Genomic DNA, 19,930 nt, shown 5'->3' on the forward strand with positions numbered 1-19,930 from the left:
ATTGAATGCTTCTGAAGGGTTAACCGAACGAAAAACGCAAAGGGGAACTGCGGGGTGGAAAAAACTCGATATTTTTTCTTAGCGGGTCAAACCCAACCGCTCATGCCACTCGGCAATCGACTCTTCTGGGTACACATCGAACTGCTGATCCTTGGGCTTCACCTCAACCTCCACCCACGACACCTTCGAACCCAGCATCAAGTGCGTATGCTCCGGCGGCACCGGCAGTGGGGTGTCGATGGCCGAGGCGAACGGGTGGATCAGCTCCGGCCACTCCGGGCTGAACAGCCATAACCCGCTGCCACACACCGAACAGAAATGCCGCTCGGCCGTGCTGCTATGCGCGCGTTTATCGCCGTCTTCCTTGAGCCGCGCATGGTAGATCGCGATGTGCTTGCGCCCGCGCACTTTCAGGCTGTTGGCGTCGCCACTGATGTTGATCGCATAGCCGCCACCGCCCTGGGTCTTGCGGCAGATCGAGCAATAGCAACGCTGGTAAGGGTAGGGGTGGGCGCTGGTCAGACTGAACGACACCGCGCCGCAATGGCACGAACCTTCGAGCTGCATGACAACCTCCGGCGGTTCTTGAATGGACTCAAGACAGCCTAGACCCTCAGCGACTTTCGACCGGCACCAGAATCGCGTCGCCGGTCGCCACCAGTTTCAACTGATCGCCGGTCTGCGCGAATAACTCGGCACGGGCGAACACCTGCTTCTTGCCGGCCTTCACCACCCGGCCCTTGGCGATAAACACTTCACCGACCGCCGGGGCCAGGCAGTTGACCGAAAAGTGCGAAGCCAGCACGTTGCCGGCCACTGTCCCGGCAGCAAACCCGCAAGCGGTGTCGAGCAGCGCGCCGATCAGGCCGGCGTGCAGGAAACCGGCGTATTGCGCCATATCCGCTTCGCGAAACGCCATTGTGAGGTCGGCTTCACCGCTCTCGGCGCGGGTCACTTCGAAACCGGCCCAGCGGTTGAAGGCTGAAGTTGAATTGATCTGTTTGAGTGCATTGAGCATGGCGAATCCCTCCGGTTGAGAGATCAACATGCGCCGGGTTTTGGGGGAAGTCATGGTGGATAAAGTCGGGTGATGGACTGGGGGAATGTTGGTGAATGGGCCGGCGCCTTCGCGAGCAAGCCCGCTCCCACATTGGTTTTGTGAACGACACAAATCAACTGTGGGAGCGAGCCTGCTCGCGAAGAACGATAACCCGGTCTACCTGCCTGAACCGAACCCGGGCGTTCGGCCAACCCGATTGGCCTGACACCAACCTGTAGGAGCTGCCGAAGGCTGCGATCTTTTGATCTTTTTTAAGGCCGCCCAAGGTAAAGATCAAAAGATCGCAGCCTTCGGCAGCTCCTACAGGGATGGACGTGTGCCATCGGCCGCGTCAGCATGAGCACCTGAAAAAGGGCCCTGATCATGCGACGACTACCCTCCCTGGCAGCACTCAAAACCTTCGAATGCGCCGCTCGCCACGCGCATTTCGGCCGGGCGGCCGCCGAGTTGTGCGTGACCGACAGCGCCGTCAGCCATCAGATCCGCCAGCTCGAAGAGCAACTGGGCGTGTCGCTGTTTATCCGCGAAGGCCGGCAGATTCGCCCGACCATGGCCGCCGGGCGCTTGATGCAGAGCTTGCAGCACGCCTTCGAACTGATCGGCGAGGCCTGTGATGAACTGCGCGACCCGTCATCCCTCGCCGTGTTGCGCCTGGCGGTCACCGCCGAACTGGCGCAAAAATGGTTGATGAGTCGTCTCACGGATTTCTACGCGCGCTACCCGCACATCACCTTGCACCTTTACGAACAACCGATCGACGCCACCGCGCCGGGGGAAGACATCGACCTGGCGATCACCTACGGCACCGGTCCGGTGGACAGCAGCGCGTACTTCGTGCGGCCATTGCCGGCGTTGCAGTTCTTCCCGGTGTGCAGCCCCGGCCTGTTCAACCAGGGCACTTTGAAAACCCCGAAGGACCTGGCCCGCCATTGCCTGCTGCACGACGATCAGGACGGCAAGACCTGGACCGCGTGGCTCACCAGCCATGCAGGCGACCAGCGCCCGGAACGCCAGTTGTATTTCGCCCACGCCGGTCTGGCGCTGGAAGCGGCGGCGCAAGGGCAGGGCGTGGCCATGGGCGATAACCTCACGGCCCAGGAAGATTTGCTCAGCGGTCGGTTGGTGCGGCCATTCACCGCCAACATCACTGCGCTGGGCCAATACGCGCTGGTGTGCGAACGGGTGCGCCTGGAGCGCCCGGCGGTAGCGCAAATGCTGGAATGGTTCAACGATCAACTGGTGGATTGATGAGTTGAATTCAACTATTCCGAAATAATCATCGTTGGCGAGGAGGGCGCTGGCGACCTTAGCCTGTGGTCATTCCAATCCCCGCTGATGAGGTTTGCCCATGGCACGTTTGCTCGATTCCACCCCCAAGCACGACGGTTTCCGCCTGCCCGGCGAGTTCGAAAGCAAATCCGGATGCTGGCTCGGCTGGCCGGAACGCACGGACGTATGGCGCAACGGCGCCAAGCCTGCGCAGAAAGTCTGGGTGCAGATCGTCACCGCGATCTCCCAGAGCGAACCGGTCACCGTGTGTGCCTCCGCCGCACAATTCGCCACCGCCCGCCGGCAACTGCCGCCGCAAGTGCGGGTAGTTGAAATGACCTGCAACGACACTTGGTTCCGCGACAGCGGCCCATGCTTTGTGGTCAACGACGCCAGTGGCGAAGTGCGTGGCGTGGATTTCGAATTCAACGCCTATGGCGGCCTCGACGGCGGCTTGTACTACCCGTGGGACAAGGACGACCAGATCGCGAGCAAGATCCTCGAAATCGAACGTTTCGACCGTTACCGCGCGCCGCTGATTGCCGAACTTGGCGGCATCCAGAGCGACGGCCAGGGCAGCATCCTCACCACCGAACAATGCCTGCTCAACCGCAATCGCAATCAGCATCTGGGCAAGGAAGAAGTCACCCGGCGGCTGACCGATTACCTCGGTGCCGAGCAGATCATCTGGCTGCCCCGTGGCTGCAAATTCGACGAAACCGATGGCCATGTCGATGACCTCGCGTGCTTCGTCCGCCCTGGCGAAGTGGTGCTGCAATGGACCGACAACCGCGATGACCCGCAGTGGGAAATCTACCAGGAAGCCTTCGACATCCTGCGCAGCACCCGCGACAGCCGTGGCCGCGAGTTGATCGTGCACAAATTGCCGCAACCGGACGTATTGGAATGGACCGCCGAAGAAGCCGAAGGCCTCGATCAACAGGACAGTACGCATACCCGTCAGGCCGGGACGAAAATCTGCGCGTCGTACATCAACTACTACGCTGGCAACACCTCGATTGTGGTGCCGTTGTTCGGCGATCGTCAGGATCGGGCGGCGTTGGCGACCCTCGCCGAACTGTTCCCGCAGCACAAGATTGTCGGCATCGAAAACTCCCGGGAAATCCTCCTTGGCGGCGGTAATGTCGCCTGTATCACCATGCCGCAGTACGCTGCGCCTGCTTGCAACAAACAGGGAGTGTAATCATGGGCCTGCACAAACTGACTCAAGCGTTATTGCTGGTGCTTGCACCCCTGTGTGTGCAGGCCGCCGACACCACCAAACCGGTGGTCAACCTGTACATCTGGGGCGAATACCTGGCCCCGGACACCTTGAGCAATTTTGAGAAGCAAACCGGCATTCATGTGGTCGCCGACCACTTCGATTCCCTGGAAACCGTCGAGACCAAACTGCTCACCGGACGCAGCGGCTATGACCTCGTGCTGACGGCGGGGCAGCACTTGTCCCGGGCGATCCAGAGTGGCGCGATCCAGACCGTAGACAAGCAGCAACTGCCGCACTTTGCTGGCGTTGGCGAAGAGTTTCGCCAGCACATGGCGGTGTTCGATCCGGGCAATCGCTACGCCGGGATCTATGCGTGGGGCACCACGGGCGTGGGCTATCAGGAGGAAGCGATCAAGCAACGTCTGCCCGACGCGCCACGGGACAGTTGGGCGATGTTGTTCGATCCGGCGGTGGTGGCGAAATTCGCCGATTGCGGGGTCAGTCTGCTCAACGATCCCAACGAAGTGTTCGCGGCGGTGATGAAGTACATGGGCCTGGACATCAATCGCCAGAACCTCGATGACCTGAAACTCGCGGAGCAGCAATTGGCGAAAATCCGGCCCTACATCCGCTACTTCGACAACGATTTGAACATCAGCGACCTGGCCAACGGCAACACCTGTGTGGCCATGTCCTGGAACGGTAACGTGGCCATCGCTGCCGGCCAGGCTTCGGCGGCGAACAAGCCGTTCAAACTGAATTACCGCATACCGAAGGAGGGCACGTTGATCTGGTTCGATGCCATGGTCATTCCCAAAGATGCGCCGCATCCCCAGGCCGGGCTGGCGTTGATGGATTACCTGATGACGCCGCAAGTGATTGCGCCGATCACCGACACCATTCACTACGCCAACGCGATCACGGCGGCGGACGGGTTGATTGATCCGGCGATCCGCAATGATCCGGGAACGTATCCGTCGGCGGCGGTGAGGGCTTCGTTGTATAGCAAGAATGACAATGGCAAGGCGTTCAACCGGGCTTTGATTCGGGCGTTCAGTCGGTTGAAGTCGGGGTTGTGACCTGTCTGTGAGGCGATGTATTGGATGTGAAATCGCCTTCGCGAGCAGGCTCGCGCCCACAGGGGAATGCATTCCAAATGTGGGAGCGAGCCTGCTCGCGAAGAACGATAACGCGGTCTACCGCCCAGGCACCCGCCACAAATACCACGCCGCCACCGTCCGATAAGGTTTCCACGCCAACCCAATCTCAATCATCTGCTTACGCGTAGGCTGCACTTCCAGCCCCTTCATCCGCCGATACCCCTCACGCACGCCGAAATCATCGGCGGGCAAGATATCCGGCCGCTCCAGGCTGTAGATCAACAACATCTCCACCGTCCAGCGCCCAACCCCGCGCAAGGTAATCAGGCGCTCGATCAACGCTTCATCATCCATGGCCAGCGCCGTAGCGTAATCCGGCACCACCCCATCCAGCGTCGCCTGGGCAATCCCCTGAATCGTCGCAATCTTGCCGGCGGAAAACCCGCAACTGCGCATCTGCTCAAAGCTTGTCGCCAGGATCTGTTCCGGCCGTGGGAACGCATTCGAAGGAAACAACCCGATCAACCGCCCGACAATCGCATCCCCGGCCTTGGCATGCAGTTGCTGATAGGCAATCGCCCGCACCAGCGATTCATACGGATCCCGCGCTGGATGCGGCTGATGCAGGCACGGACCGATGGCGGTGATGTGACGCCGCCAGTCGTCATCGAGGGAGGCCAGGAATCCACTGGCGGGCTGGTAGATATCGGGCATTGGACTCAAGTTTTCTTCAGCAGCGAGTTCACCTCGCCATAGGTGAGCGCCTTGAGGTCGTGGGTGTCGAGCTTGCCGGTTTCCAGAAAGCTTTTCGCCACGCTCGCCATGGCGCCGTACAGGAATTCAGCGATGCCCGACCCGGCACTCAAGCGTCGCACGCCGAGGGTTTTCAGTTCCTCGGGGGACGGCAGCGAGGCCCAGCCCAGCACGTTCACCGGCAGCGGCGTGCCACGGCAGATCGCCGCGATCTCGTACTCCGCCGTCACACCCGCGGCGAACAACCCGTCAGCCCCGGCGGCTTGATACAGCGCGGCGCGCCTGAGCGTTTCGGCGACGCGATCTTCAGCGGGTACCAGGCCCTTGAGGTACACGTCGGTGCGCGCGTTGATAAACAGCTTCACGCCCCGGCGCTCGGCCACTTGCCGGGCGACTTCGATCTTGCGTGCCAGCAACTCGGGCGGGGAAGCGCCGTCCTCGATGTTGATCCCGACGGCACCGGCGGCGAGCACCGCGTCGATCACTTCGCCGACCCGCGCCAGGTCATCGGAATAACCGGCCTCGATGTCCACGGTCAGCGGCACATTGATCACCCGCACAATGGATTCCACTGTCGCCACCAAACGTTCGAGGGGCAGGGCGTTGCCGTCGGGATAACCATGCACCCAAGCCACCGCCGCACTGCTGGTGGCCACGGCTTTACTGCCCAGTTGTTCCACCAGCCGCGCCCCGGCGGCATCGGCGACGTTGGTGAGGATCAGCAGGCCGTCCTGATGCAGCCTGTGGAACTGTTGGTCGAACGCTTCCATCGAGTTTCCTTCCCTTTGAAATGATCAGAATGCCAGTTGCTGAGTGATCTGCACCGCAGCCTTTTCCAGCCTGAGCAGAAACGCTTTGCGCGGCTGTCCACCACCATAGCCGGTCAGCGAACCGTCCGCACCGATCACCCGGTGACAGGGCAGCACAATCGCCAGGCGGTTATGCCCGTTGGCCAGGCCCACGGCGCGACTGGCGCCGGGTTTGCCCAACAGCGCGGCGATGGCGCCGTAGGTGCTGGTCTGGCCGTAGGGGATCCGCGCGAGCTCCGCCCAGACCTGCCTGGCGAATTCGCTACCCGGCAGGTGCAACGGCACGGTGAATCCGGTCAGCTCGCCAGCGAAATACTGCGCCAGTTCAGCTTCGATCTGCTTCAAGTGTCCGTTGTGCCCCGGTGCCACGACGTAGCCATAACGGTTCTGCAATTCTTCGACTTCCCGGGTCAGCGCCGGGCGATCGAGAAACTCCAGCAGCACCAGGCCACGGCGTTCGGCCATGGCAATCATCGGTCCCAGCGGCGTGGTCAACCGGGTGAACAGCAGCGGCTCGCTGTTGGCGGCACGGCCCGGCGTGATGTGGAAAGACTTTTGAAAGGCATCGCGAAAACCACTCAAGGATTCGTAGCCAGAATCGAATGCCACGTTGTCGATGGACTCACCCTGCTTGATCCCGCCCAACGCCATGCCCAGGCGCCGGGTGCGCAGCCACGCATGGAAAGTCATGCCGAAATGCTGCTTGAACCAGCGGCGCAATTTCAGCGGCTCGATGCCCTCGGCTTGCAGCTGCGTGTCAGTCCAGCGCTGCTCCGGATCGGCGTCGACCAAGGTCAGCAAGCGTTGTACCCAGTCCGGCGCAATGGCCGCCGCATCCAGTGGTTTGCAGCGCAGGCAGGCGCGGTAACCGGCAGACATGCACTCGTCGGCATGCGCAAAGAACTCGACGTTCTCGGGCTTGGGTTTGCGCGCCGTGCAGCTGGGCCGGCAGAAAATCCCGGTGGTCTTGACCGCAGTGAAGAACACCCCCTCGTAGGCGGTGTCTCGTTCGAGCATGGCGCGGACCATCTCGGCGTGGGGTGGCAGAAAAGCGTTTTGTAGGTTCATGGGCTGAGCATAAGTCCGCTTGCGGGTTGCCTCCACCGGAAAATCGACAGTGAATTTCGGACGCCGCCGACCCCTGTGGGAGCGGGCTTGCTCGCGAAAGCGGTGTGTCAGGCAACATCTTTGTTGAATGTTAAACCGCTTTCGCGAGCAAGCCCGCTCCCACAAGGGCAGGTCAAGTTCAGGCCAGCCGCGCCATCAACAACCCCGCGCAGTCGACGAATTGCGGGAGAAACGCGGTGAAGATCAGGATCGCCTTCGGATTGCCTGGCATCACCGTGAACGTGAACGAGAACGGCGCGATGGACGAGGCATCGGCTCAGTTTGCTTTCGTCAGCTTGCGCGTCTGGTTCAGGCAGACCTGCATATACCCGCGCCACATGAGCCCCGCAAAAGCCTTGAGTGGAAGCGCGGCTAGCGCATTTTTTGCGTAGAACGTGTATGTCCAGCGAACCTTGGTTTCGCCTGCTCCGGCGTCAGTGAACCACCACTGGCCTTGGGCATGGGTCGCCAAATATTTCACTGCAAACGTGAACTCATTGATGCGGTAGGCGAAATAGGTTCCAGGCTTGAATTCGGTGACCTCTTCGCGCGCCGTATTGCCGTCAGCCAGCACTACATGCCGCCAGGACCCCGGCTGGTCCCATGGACCGCTGACATCGCGGGTAGTCACTACGGCGGGTAACGGACCGTAGCCGGTAAGGATTTTGGGTAGTACGTCTTCGGCGACGATGAAGTCGAAAATTTGTTGACGAGGCAAGCTGAAGGTTTCTTCCAATGTGACCGAGACGGGGTGCATTTCAACGCTCTCTTGGGGGTTTGCTTGGGGGGATACGCAACCGTTTAGCGCCAGCGCTGCGGTAACGAGAAGGGCAAGGCAAAGGGGGAGTGATACAGTGCGTAAACGGCGCATGTTGGACCCCATCGATAATGAGCCGCCATTATCTGGCAGCCAGGCTCACTCGAACATTCGCGTTTCCCGGAAATGATGGAATGCCCTATTTGCGGCACTTGGGGCCAATTCGACGCCCCACAGAAGGTATTTTTTTCAGATTCTAAATTTCGCCCAAAGCACGCCGGCGCGCTCACTAGGCGAAGGATTGCAAATAGCCGCTCGCGAGGTTCACCAGTTGCTCGCGTACCGAGGCGACGGCGACATCATCGTAATCCTGCTCGAGCAGCTCTCTCACCGGTCCGGCCACTGCCCCCAGCAGCACCAAAGCGACCGTCTCCACTTTTGCAAACCGTTTATCGCTGGCGCTGCTGAGTACGCTGCAGACTGCGCGCAACATGCGTTCACGTGCGATGGCGACCAAGGCAACCCCGCCATGGCTTTCGCTGATGGTGTAGAGCGCGCGGGACGCCTCTGCGCGTAATAGTTTTGCATCTAGAAACGCATTAGCTATCGCGGCGCCCATCTCGCCTGCGGTCGCACCGTGGCCGGTGGCACAAGCTTGCTCGATGGCCTGCGCCACCGACTCGAGATGCCGCTCCAACACCCCCGCCAGCAGAGCCCGACGATTGGGGTAGTACTGATAGATGGTGCCGACCGAGACGCCTGCACGCTCGGCCACTCGGGTGGTGTTGCAGCGCGCAGGTCCCTCCTTGACCAACACTTGCAGCGTCGCCTCATAAATGATCTCAAGCGTCGCCACGGAACGCGCTTGGGCCGGACGTTTACGAGGTAGATCGGGAGCACTGATCAAATTCATATCCTGATTCACCTCTATCTCGCCTAAACAAGGAATGTTCGTAAGTATCGGCGGTGTCATCCAGGTATGGCCACTTCACCGTGAGGTTTTGCTAGCCGAAAGGAATCTCGATGCTGACGGGGATTTGCAGGTCGGGCCAGGACAAACAGGGTGGGGGTGGCGAGCTCCATGATGGGGGCTACTGATTCGAGAGCCTTTTTTTATCACGGATGGCGGGGGAATTGTCCTATACAGCCATGGATACAAGTCGCCATACACTTGTCCATGTGTCCCGCCAAAAAACCGATCCATGACCTACGCTTGTTCACAGACCCATGTTCAGTGAGCAGCGCCTGATCCTGAGCGAGATAAAACCGCCCATCCCTAAAACAACAATATCGGGAGACAACCTATGCAGCCCTTATTCCGTCGACTCACCTGCGCGATTGCCTTGTCCATTGCTGCCGCCACCCCGGCCTTCGCCCTCGACACCGTCAAGTTCATGGCCCCCGGCTCAGTCGGTGGCGGTTATGACCAGACCGCCCGAGATTTGGGCAAGGCGCTGATCGAGGCCAAGACCGCCAAATCCGTGACCTTCGAGAACAAGGGCGGGGCGGGCGGAACGTTGGGGTTGGCGCAGTTTGCCAACAGCACCAAGGGCGATCCGAATGCGCTGCTGGTGGTCGGCGCGATCATGGTCGCGGGGATTGAACAGAACAAACCGCAAATCACCTTGAAGGACGTCACGCCGATTGCCCGGCTGTTTACCGAATACAACGTGATTGCCGTGCGCAAGGAGTCCGAGTTCAAGAGCCTGGAAGACTTGCTCAAGGCCTTCAAGGAAAAACCGTCCAGCATCACCTGGGGCGGTGGTTCCAAAGGTTCGGTCGATCATATCGGCATCGCCGATCTGGCCGGCAAAATGGACATTCCGGTGAACAAGGTCAATTACGTGGCCTTCGCCGGTGGCGGGGAAGTGGTGGCCCAGGTCCTGGGTGGCCAGATCAAGGTGATCACCGGCGGCTATGCCGAGTTGGGCCAGTACATCAAGAACGGCCAGTTCCGCGTGCTCGCGATTGGCGCACCGGAACGCGTTGAAGGCATCGATGCGCCGACGCTCAAGGAGAAAGGCTACGACGTGATCATCGGCAACTGGCGCGGTGTCTACGGCGCGGCAAATCTTACCCCTGAGCAGCGCAAGGAAGTCACCGACGCCGTGGTGGCCGCCGCCAAGACCAAGGTCTGGCAAGACAATGTCAAAACCAACGCGTGGTCGCCGAGCATTTTGACCGGGGATGAATTCGGCAAGTTTGTCGACGAAGAGCACGTGCGGCTGCACGAGATGCTGGTCAAGGTCGGGCTGCTTTGAAAATGGCCGCGCCGCGCAAGATAGTCCCGGTGCAGCTGGCGATTGGCGCTGGTGTGATCGCCATCAGCGCCTTGTTGGCGGTCGGCGCGTTTCGCTTTCCGGCGGAGATGGGTTTCGTGATCCTCGGCGCGCATGTTTATCCCTACGCGTTGGCGGCGTTTCTCGGTGTCGTTGGTCTGCTGCTGAGTTACCAGGCGCTCACAGGTGGTTTCCGCGAACTGGCCGATCACGATGACGAAAGTGCCAAGGCACTGCCCGGCGGCAAACTCGGTGCGGCGTGGGTCACCGCAGGCCTGGTGGCGGTGGCCGTGCTGATTGACCTGATCGGCTTCGTCCTCGCCGCCGGGTTGTTGTTTGCCTGTTCGGCGCGGGGTTTTGGCAGTCGCCGCCCGGTGCGCGATCTCGCCATCGGCATTGCCCTGACGCTGCCGATCTACTGGCTGTTCAACGCCGGGCTTGGGGTCTCCCTGCCGCCCCTTATCAACGCCTGGCTCTGATCCGGGCCGAAGGAGGTCAACACGGTGGACATTCTCTCAAGCCTGGCCGTTGGTTTTTCTGCGGCGCTGACACCGATCAACCTGATGTGGGGTTTCATCGGCTGTCTGCTCGGCACTGCCATCGGCGTCTTGCCCGGTATCGGGCCGGCGCTGACCGTGGCGTTGCTGTTGCCGATCACCGCCAAGGTCGATCCGACCGGGGCGCTGATCATGTTCGCCGGGATTTACTACGGCGCGCAGTTTGGCGGCTCGACGACATCGATTTTGCTGAATACGCCGGGGGAATCATCGTCGATGGTCACCGCGCTGGAAGGCAACCTCATGGCCCGCAACGGCCGGGCCGGGCCTGCGCTGGCGACGGCGGCGATAGGCTCATTCGTGGCCGGCACCATCGCGACTATCTTGCTGACCCTGTTTGCGCCCCTCGTGGCCACTTTGGCGCTGAAGTTCGGTCCCGCCGAATACTTCGCGATTCTGGTGTTGTCCTTCACCACGGTGTCGGCGGTGCTTGGCGCTTCGATGCTGCGCGGTTTTGCCTCGCTGGGGATTGGCCTGATGGTGGGCTTGATCGGCCTCGACGCAACTTCTGGCATCGCCCGCTACACCTTGGGCGTGCCGGAGCTGGTGGATGGCATCGAAGTGGTGCTGGTGGCGGTTGGTTTGTTTGCGGTGGGAGAAGCGTTGTACAGCCTGCTGTATCAAAAGGAAGAAGCCTCGGGTCGGCACCGTTTGACCTCGTTGTGGATGACCCGCGCTGACTGGAAGCGCTCGATCCCGGCGTGGTTGCGGGGCACGTTGATCGGTTTTCCCTTTGGGTCGATTCCGGCGGGTGGCGCTGAAATTCCGACGTTCCTGTCGTATTCCGCCGAGCGCAAACTGAGCAAATTCCCCAAAGAATTCGCCGGCAGCAAAGGCGAGGGTGCGATTGAAGGTGTGGCCGGCCCGGAAGCCGCCAACAACGCGAGCGCGACCGGTTCGCTGGTGCCGCTGCTGACGCTCGGCATTCCCACTTCGGCCACGGCGGCAATCTTGTTGGCGGCGTTCCAGAACTACAACCTGCAACCGGGGCCGATGCTGTTCCAGACCTCTGGGGAATTGGTCTGGACGCTTGTGGCGTCGCTGTACATCGGCAACGTGATCCTGCTGGTATTGAACCTGCCGCTGGTGGGCCTGTGGGTCAAGTTGCTGCAAATCCCCCGGCCCTATCTGAATGCGGGAATCCTGGTGTTTGCCACCATCGGCGTGTACGGCATGCGCCACTCTTCCTTCGACTTGATGCTGATGCTGGCCATCGGTTGGGGCGGGGTGTTGATGCGGCGGTTCGATTTTCCGGTGGCTCCGGTGATCGTCGGAATGCTGCTAGGGCCGATGGCCGAAAAGCAATTGCGTAACGCGCTGTCCATCAGCGAAGGCGACTGGACGATTTTCCTCACCCAGCCGATTTCGGCGGCGTTCCTTGCATTGACGTTGCTAGTGCTGGTGGTGCCGCATCTGCTGCATGCCCGCGGGATCAAATTGCATGAGGATGATTGAGTCAGGGCAGTTTTCTTCAATACGTGGGATCGGGTGCTCTCTACCTTGAGCAGCGTTCCCACTGAATTGAAGAAGGTCTGTGATGAGTCTGATGATTTCCATGGCGGCGTTTGCCCTGGCCGCCTCGATAACCCCGGGCCCGGTGAATATCGTGGCGTTGAGTTCCGGCGCGCAGTTCGGCTTTCGCGCCAGTCAACGGCACGTGGCGGGGGCGACCCTGGGGTTTGTCCTGTTGCTGGTGCTGATGGGGCTGGGCCTGCACGAGTTGTTGCAGTTGTGGCCGATGTTGACCCGGGTAGTGCAATTGGCCGGGGTCGCTTTTCTGTTGTTCATGGCCTGGAAACTGGCGGTCGACGATGGCCGGTTGAGCGCCGGGCAACCGGGCAAGGCCCCGTCGATGTTTTATGGCGCGTTGATGCAATGGCTCAACCCCAAGGCCTGGCTGGCCTGTGTCGCGGGCATGGGCGCGTTTGTCGCGGACGGCGATGCTCGGCTGGTCTGGCAATTCGCGGCGATTTATCTGGTGATCTGTTACCTGTCGCTAGGCTGCTGGGCCTACGCCGGCACGTTCTTGCGCGGGTATTTGAGCAACGCCAAAGGCCTGCGGTGTTTCAACCGGACCATGGCGTTGCTGCTGGTGGTGTGTGCGGGGTATCTGCTCTGGGCCTAAATTTAAAGGCGTCCGGGCGTTTTCCGGGATAGCCTGCTTACCCCCGATACTGCCCCGGCGTCGCCGCCAGATGCTGTTTAAACGCCCGCTGAAAGTGCGCCTGATCGGCAAACCCGGCTTCCAGCGCCACATCGGCAATCAGCCGGCCGCTGCGCAGGCGCTCCCGGGCAAACTGGATGCGCTGGTTGACCAGGAAGGCGTGGGGCGTCATGCCGAAGTGCTGCTTGAACGCGCGGATCAGGTAGGACGGCGACAACTGCGCCGCCTCGCAGATGTCTTCCAGCTTGAGCAACTGCGTGCAGTTGTCGCGGATGTACTCGGCGGCCCGTTCCAGTTTGAAGTTGGGCTCGCGCAGCGGCTGATCGATGGGGTTAAGACGTTGCTGCACGTCGGTGAAAAATTCCAGCGCCGCGCTGTGTTTGCGCAGCACGTCTTGCTGATCATCGATCAACACTGCGTACAGATCCTTCAGGCCGGCAAACAGGCTGGCGTCGCGTAGATGAGTGATGGAAAACCGCCGGAATGCCTGGTCCTGGCTGAACCCCAGTTGATGCTGCAAGTCGGTCAGCCATGGCGTCTCTACGTAGAGCATCAGGTACGACCAGGGTTGGTCGTCGATGGGATTGCAGGCGTGGACATCGCCCGGATTCATCAGCACCACAGTGCCGGCACTCACCGCGAATTCCGATTGCTCGTGAACGTACGTGCTGCACCCGGCGGTGATCGCGCCGATGGAAAAGTGCGCGTGGGAGTGCCGGGCATAGCAGACCTCGCGCCCGTCGGCGATGGCCCGGGCCTCGATGAAGGGCAGGGCGTCGTCGCGCCAGAAGCGTGGGGCTTTGTCGGCATGTTTGGCCACGGTGTGCTTCATCGTCGGCGTCCTCGCAGGTCAGCGCACGAGTGTATTAGCTCTCGCCATGAAAGGCGCGTTGCAGTTCGGCGATGTCGAGTTTTTTCATCTGCATCATCGCCTGCATGGCCCGTTGGGATTTGACCGTGTCAGGGTCCTTGAGCATTTCCATCAGTGCCACCGGCACGATCTGCCACGACACCCCGAACTTGTCCTTCACCCAGCCACATTGCTCGGCCTCGGGAACGGCGGACAACGCGCCCCAGAAATGGTCGACCTCGTCTTGCGTGTAGCAATTGACCTGGAACGACACCGCTTCGTTGAACGTGAACACCGGGCCACCGTTGAGCCCGGTGAAGCTTTGGCCGTCGAGTTCGAAACTCACGGTCAGCACCGAACCTTCCGGGCGTCCATGAAACTCGAAACCGGCCTTGCCGTAATGGGTGGTCGCGGTGATTTTCGAGTGATCGAAGATCGAGCAATAGAATTTGGCAGCGGCTTCAGCCTGATCGTCGAACCACAGGCAGGGTGTAAGTTTTTGCACGCGTTGCATGGCGGTTCTCCTCTACAGGGTTATCACGCTGGATTATCAGCGTAGTCAGTCTGTAGTCGATTGGCCGTGCCGTAGATCGACAAGTCGCCGCCCGCACCGTTTGTCGTTAGACTTGCCGCCCGGATTTTGCCGCAAGGACGCTCAGCATCATGCTTACCCCTCGTTTATTGGCTGTTGCCTGCCTGCTTGCCAGCACGGGCGTGAATGCCGAACCGTTGACGTTTCACCTCACTGATCCTGCGCACAAATATGCGATTGAGGTGGTGTTTGCGCAGCCGCCCGCTAAAAGCTATGAGGGCGCGCCCGCGCAGATCACTTTGCGCGACAAAACCGGTGGCCAGGTGTTGCAGCGCATTGATTCACCCGAGGGGTTTGTCACGTACAAACCGGGCAGCCAAATGATGGAGATCAACCAGGCCCCGCTCTATGGCGAACAGAGCTTGCTGTTTTTCGATGACTTCAATTTCGACGGACAACAGGATCTGGCTGTACGCAACGGCAGCGAGGGCGGTTATGGCGGGCCTTCCTATGACATTTACCTGTCCGCCCCCGGGAGCCCGACTCTGGTGTTTGCCCCGGCTTTCTCCGACCTGACCCGCGACGGGCAATTGGGCATGTTCGGCGTTGATCCGGTCGCCAAGCGCTTGCACACCAGCTCGAAAAGCGGCTGCTGCTGGCATCAGTTTGCGACTTGGCAGATCGAGAAAAATGAACCGGTCATGGTCGCGGAAAAGATCGAAGCGATGCAGACGCCGACGCAAGCCAATCCCTACATGCCAGCGGGCTACCTGGACGTCACCGAACGCGAGCTCAAGGACGGCCAGTGGATCGAACACCAAACACTTGCGGGCCCCTACGCCGAGCCGCCATTGACGTTTCGCGGCACCCTTAACGACAAGATCGCGTTCGAGCTCTGGTGGCAAATCCAGGGCGAGGTGTACATAGGTGAAGTGCGGTACGGAAAAAGCGGTAGCGGCAAACCGATCCGGCTGGTCGGAGACTCCGTCTATGGTCGCGGTGTGTTGCTGCATGAATTGGACGATGACGGGCAGATCACCGGCGACTGGTCCCTGAAAGACGAACCGGACGAACAGGGTAACTACACAGGCACCTGGCGTAGCGCCAAGCGCGAGTTCAACGCCAAAATGCGTCTCGCCGAATTCAAGATTGCGCCGCAGAAACTTGAAGGGGTGGCCAACAATCAGCGTGAAGGTGAGTACCGGCTGACCAATTTCGAAGCGAGACTAATCAGCGAGCTCTCGGTGAAAATATTGCCGAGAATCGATAATGGACCGGAGACTGCCGATATCAGGCTCGACTACACCCAGCTCAAGGATCCACCGAGCGAAATCCATTATCAGTCGACGTTGCAGGCGGGCAATCTGGCCATCGTGTTGGACGCCCAGGGTGGGCCGGTCTTGCGCCTGCAGTTGTTCAACGGCGCGGCGGTCGTGACGGGTTACGGTGAGTACCTGAAATACGGCGGCAACTACGTAAAAATCCGCTGAGGCGCAGCCCTAGAAATCCCACTTGGTAGTGAGCTGCAAACTCCGCGGCTCCCCATAAAATCCGGTGCCGAAATTCCCGAGTCCGGTGTAGTAGGTCTTGTCGAACAGGTTCTTCACATTGAGCGTGCTGCTCAGATGCTCGTTGAAGCGATAACGCGCCATCACGTCCACCAGGTAATAACTCTGCTGGGAGATGCGCGCGTATTGGCCGCCATCGTTGGGATTCGGCTGGAACACATTGCCGAAAAATTCACTCTGCCAATTCACCCCACCGCCGACCGTAAGGTTTTCCCAAGCACCGGGCAGCCGATAGGTGCTGAACACCCGCACCACTTGCGCCGGCGCGGTGGTTTGCAGCACTGAGCCATAGACGTAATCGCCTTTAGCGTCACGGGTGTGGTTGTAGGTGTAGCCTGCCGAGAGTTTCCAGCCTTCTTGCACTTCGCCGGCCAGTTCCAGTTCGAAGCCCTTGGTGGTCGCGCCTTGCACCGGGCGGTAGATCGACTCGGTGTCGACGCCGCTGACGTATTCGGCGAGGTTGTCCTGTTCGATGTGGAAAATCGCCAAACGGGCGTTCAGCCGCCCGCCGAAATACTCAGCCTTGATGCCGGCCTCGTAAGCATCGCCTTCCACGGGATCGAGCAATCGCCGATTGGCGTCTTTGCTCATTTGCGGCTGATAAATGTTGGTGTAGCTGGTGTACACCGAGTAGGTGTCGTCGAGGTCGTAAACCAGCCCGGCGTAGGGCGTGATCACGCCGGTTTGCCGGTAGCCGTCGCGCACATCCGGGGTATTGGCGTCGAGGTAGTCGAGGTGGTCGCTGCCCTTGAAGTCACTGACCCGGCCGCCGAGGATCAGCGACAGATCGTCGGTCGGCTTCAGGCGGGTGGCCAGGTAGGCGCCGGTCTGGCGCTGGACGATGTCGTCGCTGCCGACTTGCGGGATCTCCGGTTTCGGGAATTCGCCGCGCCAGTCGAAGATGCTGCCATCCAGCGCCGGATAGATCGAGCCGAACACCGGTATGTCCTGGCGGGTGTTCATCGCCATGAAACCGGCGATCAACTGGTGCTCGCGACCGAACAGGCTGAACGGGCCGCTGAAGTTGACGTCGAGGTTGTCCTGCACCTCGTCGCCCTTGAATTTGCCCATGTACATGAACATGCCGTCATCGCTGACCGGGTCCGGGTTGCCGCCGCTGGCCGAGCCGAGAAAGGTGTCGTGCTGGCGGTGTTTGCGGTCGTAGCTGGCTTTCAATGTCCAGTCGTTGGCCAGTTGCTGTTCCAGTGCAGCGAACAGCGTCTGGTTGTTGAAGTCGCGACGGCTCCAGTCGGTGGCCGGGTTGAACGAGCGCGAGAAATGCGTGCGTGAACCGTCGCTGTTGAACATCGGGAAACCGGTCCAGCTGGCGCCACGGGAGCGGGTGTTTTGCTGATCGATACCGAAGGTCAGCAAGGTCTCCGGCGTCAGGTCGGCTTCGAGGATGCCGTAGGCGATGTCCTTGGTATTTTGATAGTGATCGGCATGGGCGCTGCGCTCCTGATAAACCCCGACGAAGCGCCCGCGCACGTTGCCGCTGTCGGTCAGCGGACCGGAAATATCGCCCTCGCTGCGATAGCTGTCCCAGGAGCCGACACTGCCGCTGACCGAAGCCTTGAACGCCTCGGTTGGGCGTTTGCGGATCAGATTGACGGTGGCCGACGGGTCGCCCGAACCGGTCATCAGCCCGGTGGCGCCCTTGATGATCTCGACGCGATCGTAGGTCGCCATGTCGGTGCTGGTGGTGCCGTAATCGTAGACGCCGTCGTAGTCGGTATTGACCCCGTCGTACTGGAAATTAGTGATCGGCAGGCCACGGCTGGAAAACTCCCAGCGCTCGCTGTCGTAGTTCTGCACGCTGATGCCGGGGGCGCGACGCAGGACGTCGGCGATGCTGGTACCGCCCTGATCGTCCATTTGCTGGCGGGTGATGACCGTGACCGATTGCGGGGTTTCGCGCAATGACAGCGGCAGGCCGGTGGCTGACGAGGTTGAACCGGTGGTGTAGGCGTGGGTGGCTTCGGTGATGGCGCCGAGGCTGAGCGCTGCGATATTCGTGGCATCCAGTTCAAGCGGACCACGGGTGGTTTGCAGTACATAACCGCCGCCGATCTGCGGTTGCGCTTGCAGACCGCTGCCCTGTAGCAGGCGCTGCAAGGCTTGTTGTTCGGTGAAGTCGCCGCTCAAACCCGGACTGAGTTTTCCGCTGGCAAGGTCGTTGTGCCCGGCGAGGAAAATCCCCGCTTGTTCGGCGAAGCGATTGAGCACGCTGACCAGTGAACCGGCGGCGATCGCGTAATGACGCTTCTGGCTGGCGGGCTGCTCACTGGCGGCCGGAGCGATGCCAGGGGCAAGACTCATCAGGCCTGCCGCCAGCGCAAAGGCCATCGGGCGAATCACGCTTTCGGGCCGACGCTGACCCACCAAGGCATGGTCTTTTGCACCCGGATCGGCAGCGCCGCTTCCAGCAAACGCAACGCCTGATCGGTGTCCTTGAGCGGGAACGAACCCATCACCGGCAGCCCGGCAATTGCTGGATCGCACGCCAGATGCCCCGGTCGATAACGACTCAACTCTTCGATCAACTGCCCCAGCGGCAGGTTATCCGCCAGCAACACCCCGCGACGCCAGGCTTCGCGTCCGGCAGCGGCAGGTGAGGTCGCCAGCATCTGGTCTTCGCTGAACGCCAGTTGCTTGCCGGCTTCGATTACTTGCACCTGACCGTGCAAGGTGCGGACTTCGACCGCGCCTTCGTACACGTTCAGCAACGTGCGCTGTTCTTCCTGGCGCACGCTGAAACGTGTGCCCAGCGCGCGCATCTGGCCTTGGGCGGTGCGCACCAAGAAAGGCCGGCGACTGTCCTTGGCGGTGTCGATCAACACTTCGCCGCTACGCAGCAACAGCAACCGTTGCGCGTCATCGAAGCGTACGTTCAGCGCACTCAGGGCATTCAGCCAGATCCGGCTACCGTCGCTGAGCAGGCTTTCCCGGGTTTCGCCGGTGCCGGTGGACAGGTCGGCGGTCCAGCGGCCGAAGGTGTCCGGCAATGAGGTTTGCCGCCATGCGCCCCAGCCCAACAAACTGCCCGAGGCCAAAATAAACAGGCTCTTGAGGGTTTGCCGGCGACTGACTGGTGAGCGACCGGTGTTACGCAACACATGGCTGGCGGCTTGCGGCTGGTCATCCTGCAGGGCGGCGAAGCGTTGGCCGACGCGCTCGACGTAGCGCCAGGCTTGCTGATGATCGCCACTTTGCGCCAGCCAGGCTTGCCAGCGTTCGCGTTCCGGTTCGCCGGCCTGCTGATCGTGCAATTGCACATACCATTGGGCCGCCTGTTCGAGGCTGGCGTGGCTGATGCTGTTCGGGGAAGTGCGAGGCATGGGTTACTCGATCAGCAGGCCGTCGAGTTCGGCCTCCAGGATCGCGCAATGCATCAACGCCTGGGCCAGGTACTTCTTGACCATGCGTTCGCACACACCGATTTCCTCGGCAATGGCGCGGTAGGGCAGGCCGTGCAGCCGGGCGAGGATGAACGCATCGCGCACCCGCTGCGGCAGCCGTTGCAGCATGGCGTCCACTTCATACAGGGTCTCGACGATGATCGCCCGTTGCTCCGGCGATGGATGAACCGCCTGGGGCCGCGCGGCGAGGGTGTCGAGCCAGGCTTGTTCGAGTTGACGGCGGCGCCAGTGATCGATGCACAAGCCCCGGGCGATGGTCGCCAGGTAGGAGCGCTCACGGGTTTCGCAGTCGAACGTCAGCGGACGCTTGAGCACCCGGATAAACGTGTCATGGGCCAGGTCAGCCGCATCGAAAGCGTTATTCAAGCGTCGGCGCAGCAGCTCATGCAACCAGCGATGGTGCGAGAGATAGAGGTTCTGAACGCTGGAGAGATCGGCGACCGTCATCGTGAGCACTTGTCCATGGGCGACCGGCGCCTTC

20 protein-coding genes and 1 pseudogene are annotated in these 19,930 nt (G+C 60.9%); 8 read left to right on the top strand and 13 right to left on the bottom strand.

What is annotated here, in order from left to right; genetic code table 11:
- Positions 1-78 precede the first annotated feature (78 nt).
- Together LOY68_RS13190 and LOY68_RS13195 are read right to left on the bottom strand one after the other, a co-directional pair.
- Positions 79-567, bottom strand: a complete 489-nt coding sequence (locus LOY68_RS13190; RefSeq protein WP_265045029.1) for a GFA family protein — start codon at positions 565-567, stop codon at positions 79-81.
- A gap of 46 nt (positions 568-613) precedes the next feature.
- Complete coding sequence (locus LOY68_RS13195; protein ID WP_054615100.1) at positions 614-1,018, bottom strand: PaaI family thioesterase; 405 nt, start codon at positions 1,016-1,018, stop codon at positions 614-616.
- 405 nt (positions 1,019-1,423) lie between these two features.
- On the opposite strand from LOY68_RS13195, the gene LOY68_RS13200 reads away from it, so the two are divergent.
- The 3 genes from LOY68_RS13200 (at position 1,424) to LOY68_RS13210 (ending at position 4,633) form a co-directional block, all read left to right on the top strand.
- Positions 1,424-2,308 (top strand): LysR substrate-binding domain-containing protein, encoded by an 885-nt coding sequence (locus LOY68_RS13200; protein ID WP_265045031.1) that lies wholly within the window; start codon positions 1,424-1,426, stop codon positions 2,306-2,308.
- 100 nt (positions 2,309-2,408) lie between these two features.
- Positions 2,409-3,533 carry an agmatine deiminase gene (aguA, locus tag LOY68_RS13205; RefSeq protein ID WP_265045033.1) on the top strand — a complete coding sequence of 375 codons (1,125 nt, stop codon included), beginning with the start codon at positions 2,409-2,411 and terminating at the stop codon, positions 3,531-3,533.
- Positions 3,534-3,535: 2 nt separating this feature from the next.
- On the top strand, positions 3,536-4,633 hold the full coding sequence (locus LOY68_RS13210; protein WP_265045034.1) for an extracellular solute-binding protein: 1,098 nt from the start codon (positions 3,536-3,538) through the stop codon (positions 4,631-4,633).
- Positions 4,634-4,750: 117 nt separating this feature from the next.
- On the opposite strand, the gene LOY68_RS13215 is transcribed toward LOY68_RS13210, so the two are convergent.
- From LOY68_RS13215 to LOY68_RS13235, 6 genes and pseudogenes are all read right to left on the bottom strand, one after another.
- Entirely contained in the window at positions 4,751-5,368 is a 618-nt protein-coding gene (locus tag LOY68_RS13215; RefSeq protein ID WP_265045036.1) for a DNA-3-methyladenine glycosylase family protein, read from the bottom strand.
- 5 nt (positions 5,369-5,373) lie between these two features.
- Positions 5,374-6,177 carry an isocitrate lyase/PEP mutase family protein gene (locus tag LOY68_RS13220; RefSeq protein ID WP_265045038.1) on the bottom strand — a complete coding sequence of 268 codons (804 nt, stop codon included), beginning with the start codon at positions 6,175-6,177 and terminating at the stop codon, positions 5,374-5,376.
- A 24-nt stretch (positions 6,178-6,201) separates the two neighbouring features.
- Positions 6,202-7,284 carry a bifunctional transcriptional activator/DNA repair enzyme AdaA gene (locus tag LOY68_RS13225; RefSeq protein WP_265045040.1) on the bottom strand — a complete coding sequence of 361 codons (1,083 nt, stop codon included), beginning with the start codon at positions 7,282-7,284 and terminating at the stop codon, positions 6,202-6,204.
- Between the two features lie 181 nt (positions 7,285-7,465).
- Positions 7,466-7,564: pseudogene (locus LOY68_RS32220) on the bottom strand (LysE family translocator); the annotation flags it as partial.
- 36 nt (positions 7,565-7,600) lie between these two features.
- Entirely contained in the window at positions 7,601-8,080 is a 480-nt protein-coding gene (locus tag LOY68_RS13230; protein ID WP_163909736.1) for an SRPBCC family protein, read from the bottom strand.
- Between the two features lie 289 nt (positions 8,081-8,369).
- A complete protein-coding gene (locus tag LOY68_RS13235) occupies positions 8,370-8,993 on the bottom strand; it encodes a TetR/AcrR family transcriptional regulator (protein ID WP_265045042.1) in 624 nt (207 codons plus the stop codon).
- 391 nt (positions 8,994-9,384) lie between these two features.
- On the opposite strand from LOY68_RS13235, the gene LOY68_RS13240 reads away from it, so the two are divergent.
- From LOY68_RS13240 to LOY68_RS13255, 4 genes are all read left to right on the top strand, one after another.
- Positions 9,385-10,341, top strand: coding sequence for a Bug family tripartite tricarboxylate transporter substrate binding protein (locus LOY68_RS13240; protein ID WP_265045044.1), 957 nt, complete (start codon positions 9,385-9,387; stop codon positions 10,339-10,341).
- Between the two features lie 2 nt (positions 10,342-10,343).
- The gene (locus tag LOY68_RS13245; protein WP_265045777.1) at positions 10,344-10,838 is read left to right on the top strand and encodes a tripartite tricarboxylate transporter TctB family protein; all 495 of its coding nucleotides are present in this window, start codon (positions 10,344-10,346) and stop codon (positions 10,836-10,838) included.
- Between the two features lie 24 nt (positions 10,839-10,862).
- Positions 10,863-12,371, top strand: coding sequence for a tripartite tricarboxylate transporter permease (locus tag LOY68_RS13250; protein WP_163909739.1), 1,509 nt, complete (start codon positions 10,863-10,865; stop codon positions 12,369-12,371).
- Positions 12,372-12,453: 82 nt separating this feature from the next.
- The gene (locus tag LOY68_RS13255) at positions 12,454-13,041 is read left to right on the top strand and encodes a LysE family translocator (protein WP_265045046.1); all 588 of its coding nucleotides are present in this window, start codon (positions 12,454-12,456) and stop codon (positions 13,039-13,041) included.
- A gap of 37 nt (positions 13,042-13,078) precedes the next feature.
- On the opposite strand, the gene LOY68_RS13260 is transcribed toward LOY68_RS13255, so the two are convergent.
- A complete protein-coding gene (locus tag LOY68_RS13260; RefSeq protein WP_265045047.1) occupies positions 13,079-13,912 on the bottom strand; it encodes an AraC family transcriptional regulator in 834 nt (277 codons plus the stop codon).
- A 34-nt stretch (positions 13,913-13,946) separates the two neighbouring features.
- Positions 13,947-14,444 (bottom strand): VOC family protein, encoded by a 498-nt coding sequence (locus LOY68_RS13265; protein ID WP_265045049.1) that lies wholly within the window; start codon positions 14,442-14,444, stop codon positions 13,947-13,949.
- Positions 14,445-14,593: 149 nt separating this feature from the next.
- Here LOY68_RS13265 and LOY68_RS13270 point away from each other — a divergent pair, with 149 nt between their 5' ends.
- The gene (locus tag LOY68_RS13270; protein WP_265045051.1) at positions 14,594-15,952 is read left to right on the top strand and encodes an XAC2610-related protein; all 1,359 of its coding nucleotides are present in this window, start codon (positions 14,594-14,596) and stop codon (positions 15,950-15,952) included.
- Between the two features lie 9 nt (positions 15,953-15,961).
- On the opposite strand, the gene LOY68_RS13275 is transcribed toward LOY68_RS13270, so the two are convergent.
- The 3 genes from LOY68_RS13275 to LOY68_RS13285 are packed head-to-tail and all read right to left on the bottom strand — an operon-like array spanning position 15,962 to position 19,896.
- On the bottom strand, positions 15,962-18,349 hold the full coding sequence (locus tag LOY68_RS13275) for a TonB-dependent siderophore receptor (RefSeq protein ID WP_265045052.1): 2,388 nt from the start codon (positions 18,347-18,349) through the stop codon (positions 15,962-15,964).
- Positions 18,350-18,384: 35 nt separating this feature from the next.
- A complete protein-coding gene (locus LOY68_RS13280; RefSeq protein WP_265045054.1) occupies positions 18,385-19,368 on the bottom strand; it encodes a FecR domain-containing protein in 984 nt (327 codons plus the stop codon).
- A 3-nt stretch (positions 19,369-19,371) separates the two neighbouring features.
- The gene (locus LOY68_RS13285; RefSeq protein ID WP_265045056.1) at positions 19,372-19,896 is read right to left on the bottom strand and encodes a sigma-70 family RNA polymerase sigma factor; all 525 of its coding nucleotides are present in this window, start codon (positions 19,894-19,896) and stop codon (positions 19,372-19,374) included.
- Positions 19,897-19,930 lie beyond the last annotated feature (34 nt).

The sequence above is a fragment of the Pseudomonas sp. B21-053 genome (assembly GCF_026016365.1).
Lineage (GTDB): Bacteria > Pseudomonadota > Gammaproteobacteria > Pseudomonadales > Pseudomonadaceae > Aquipseudomonas > Aquipseudomonas nunensis.

Excerpts from the sequence above, each read along its gene's own strand:
- LOY68_RS13190 (WP_265045029.1), bottom strand. The coding sequence starts at position 567 with ATGCAGCTCGAAGGTTCGTGCCATTGCGGCGCGGTGTCGTTCAGTCTG.
- LOY68_RS13195 (WP_054615100.1), bottom strand. The coding sequence starts at position 1,018 with ATGCTCAATGCACTCAAACAGATCAATTCAACTTCAGCCTTCAACCGC.
- LOY68_RS13200 (WP_265045031.1), top strand. The coding sequence starts at position 1,424 with ATGCGACGACTACCCTCCCTGGCAGCACTCAAAACCTTCGAATGCGCC.
- aguA (WP_265045033.1), top strand. The coding sequence starts at position 2,409 with ATGGCACGTTTGCTCGATTCCACCCCCAAGCACGACGGTTTCCGCCTG.
- LOY68_RS13210 (WP_265045034.1), top strand. The coding sequence starts at position 3,536 with ATGGGCCTGCACAAACTGACTCAAGCGTTATTGCTGGTGCTTGCACCC.
- LOY68_RS13215 (WP_265045036.1), bottom strand. The coding sequence starts at position 5,368 with ATGCCCGATATCTACCAGCCCGCCAGTGGATTCCTGGCCTCCCTCGAT.
- LOY68_RS13220 (WP_265045038.1), bottom strand. The coding sequence starts at position 6,177 with ATGGAAGCGTTCGACCAACAGTTCCACAGGCTGCATCAGGACGGCCTG.
- LOY68_RS13225 (WP_265045040.1), bottom strand. The coding sequence starts at position 7,284 with ATGAACCTACAAAACGCTTTTCTGCCACCCCACGCCGAGATGGTCCGC.
- LOY68_RS13230 (WP_163909736.1), bottom strand. The coding sequence starts at position 8,080 with ATGCACCCCGTCTCGGTCACATTGGAAGAAACCTTCAGCTTGCCTCGT.
- LOY68_RS13235 (WP_265045042.1), bottom strand. The coding sequence starts at position 8,993 with ATGAATTTGATCAGTGCTCCCGATCTACCTCGTAAACGTCCGGCCCAA.
- LOY68_RS13240 (WP_265045044.1), top strand. The coding sequence starts at position 9,385 with ATGCAGCCCTTATTCCGTCGACTCACCTGCGCGATTGCCTTGTCCATT.
- LOY68_RS13245 (WP_265045777.1), top strand. The coding sequence starts at position 10,344 with ATGGCCGCGCCGCGCAAGATAGTCCCGGTGCAGCTGGCGATTGGCGCT.
- LOY68_RS13255 (WP_265045046.1), top strand. The coding sequence starts at position 12,454 with ATGAGTCTGATGATTTCCATGGCGGCGTTTGCCCTGGCCGCCTCGATA.
- LOY68_RS13260 (WP_265045047.1), bottom strand. The coding sequence starts at position 13,912 with ATGAAGCACACCGTGGCCAAACATGCCGACAAAGCCCCACGCTTCTGG.
- LOY68_RS13265 (WP_265045049.1), bottom strand. The coding sequence starts at position 14,444 with ATGCAACGCGTGCAAAAACTTACACCCTGCCTGTGGTTCGACGATCAG.
- LOY68_RS13270 (WP_265045051.1), top strand. The coding sequence starts at position 14,594 with ATGCTTACCCCTCGTTTATTGGCTGTTGCCTGCCTGCTTGCCAGCACG.
- LOY68_RS13275 (WP_265045052.1), bottom strand. The coding sequence starts at position 18,349 with ATGAGTCTTGCCCCTGGCATCGCTCCGGCCGCCAGTGAGCAGCCCGCC.
- LOY68_RS13280 (WP_265045054.1), bottom strand. The coding sequence starts at position 19,368 with ATGCCTCGCACTTCCCCGAACAGCATCAGCCACGCCAGCCTCGAACAG.
- LOY68_RS13285 (WP_265045056.1), bottom strand. The coding sequence starts at position 19,896 with ATGACGGTCGCCGATCTCTCCAGCGTTCAGAACCTCTATCTCTCGCAC.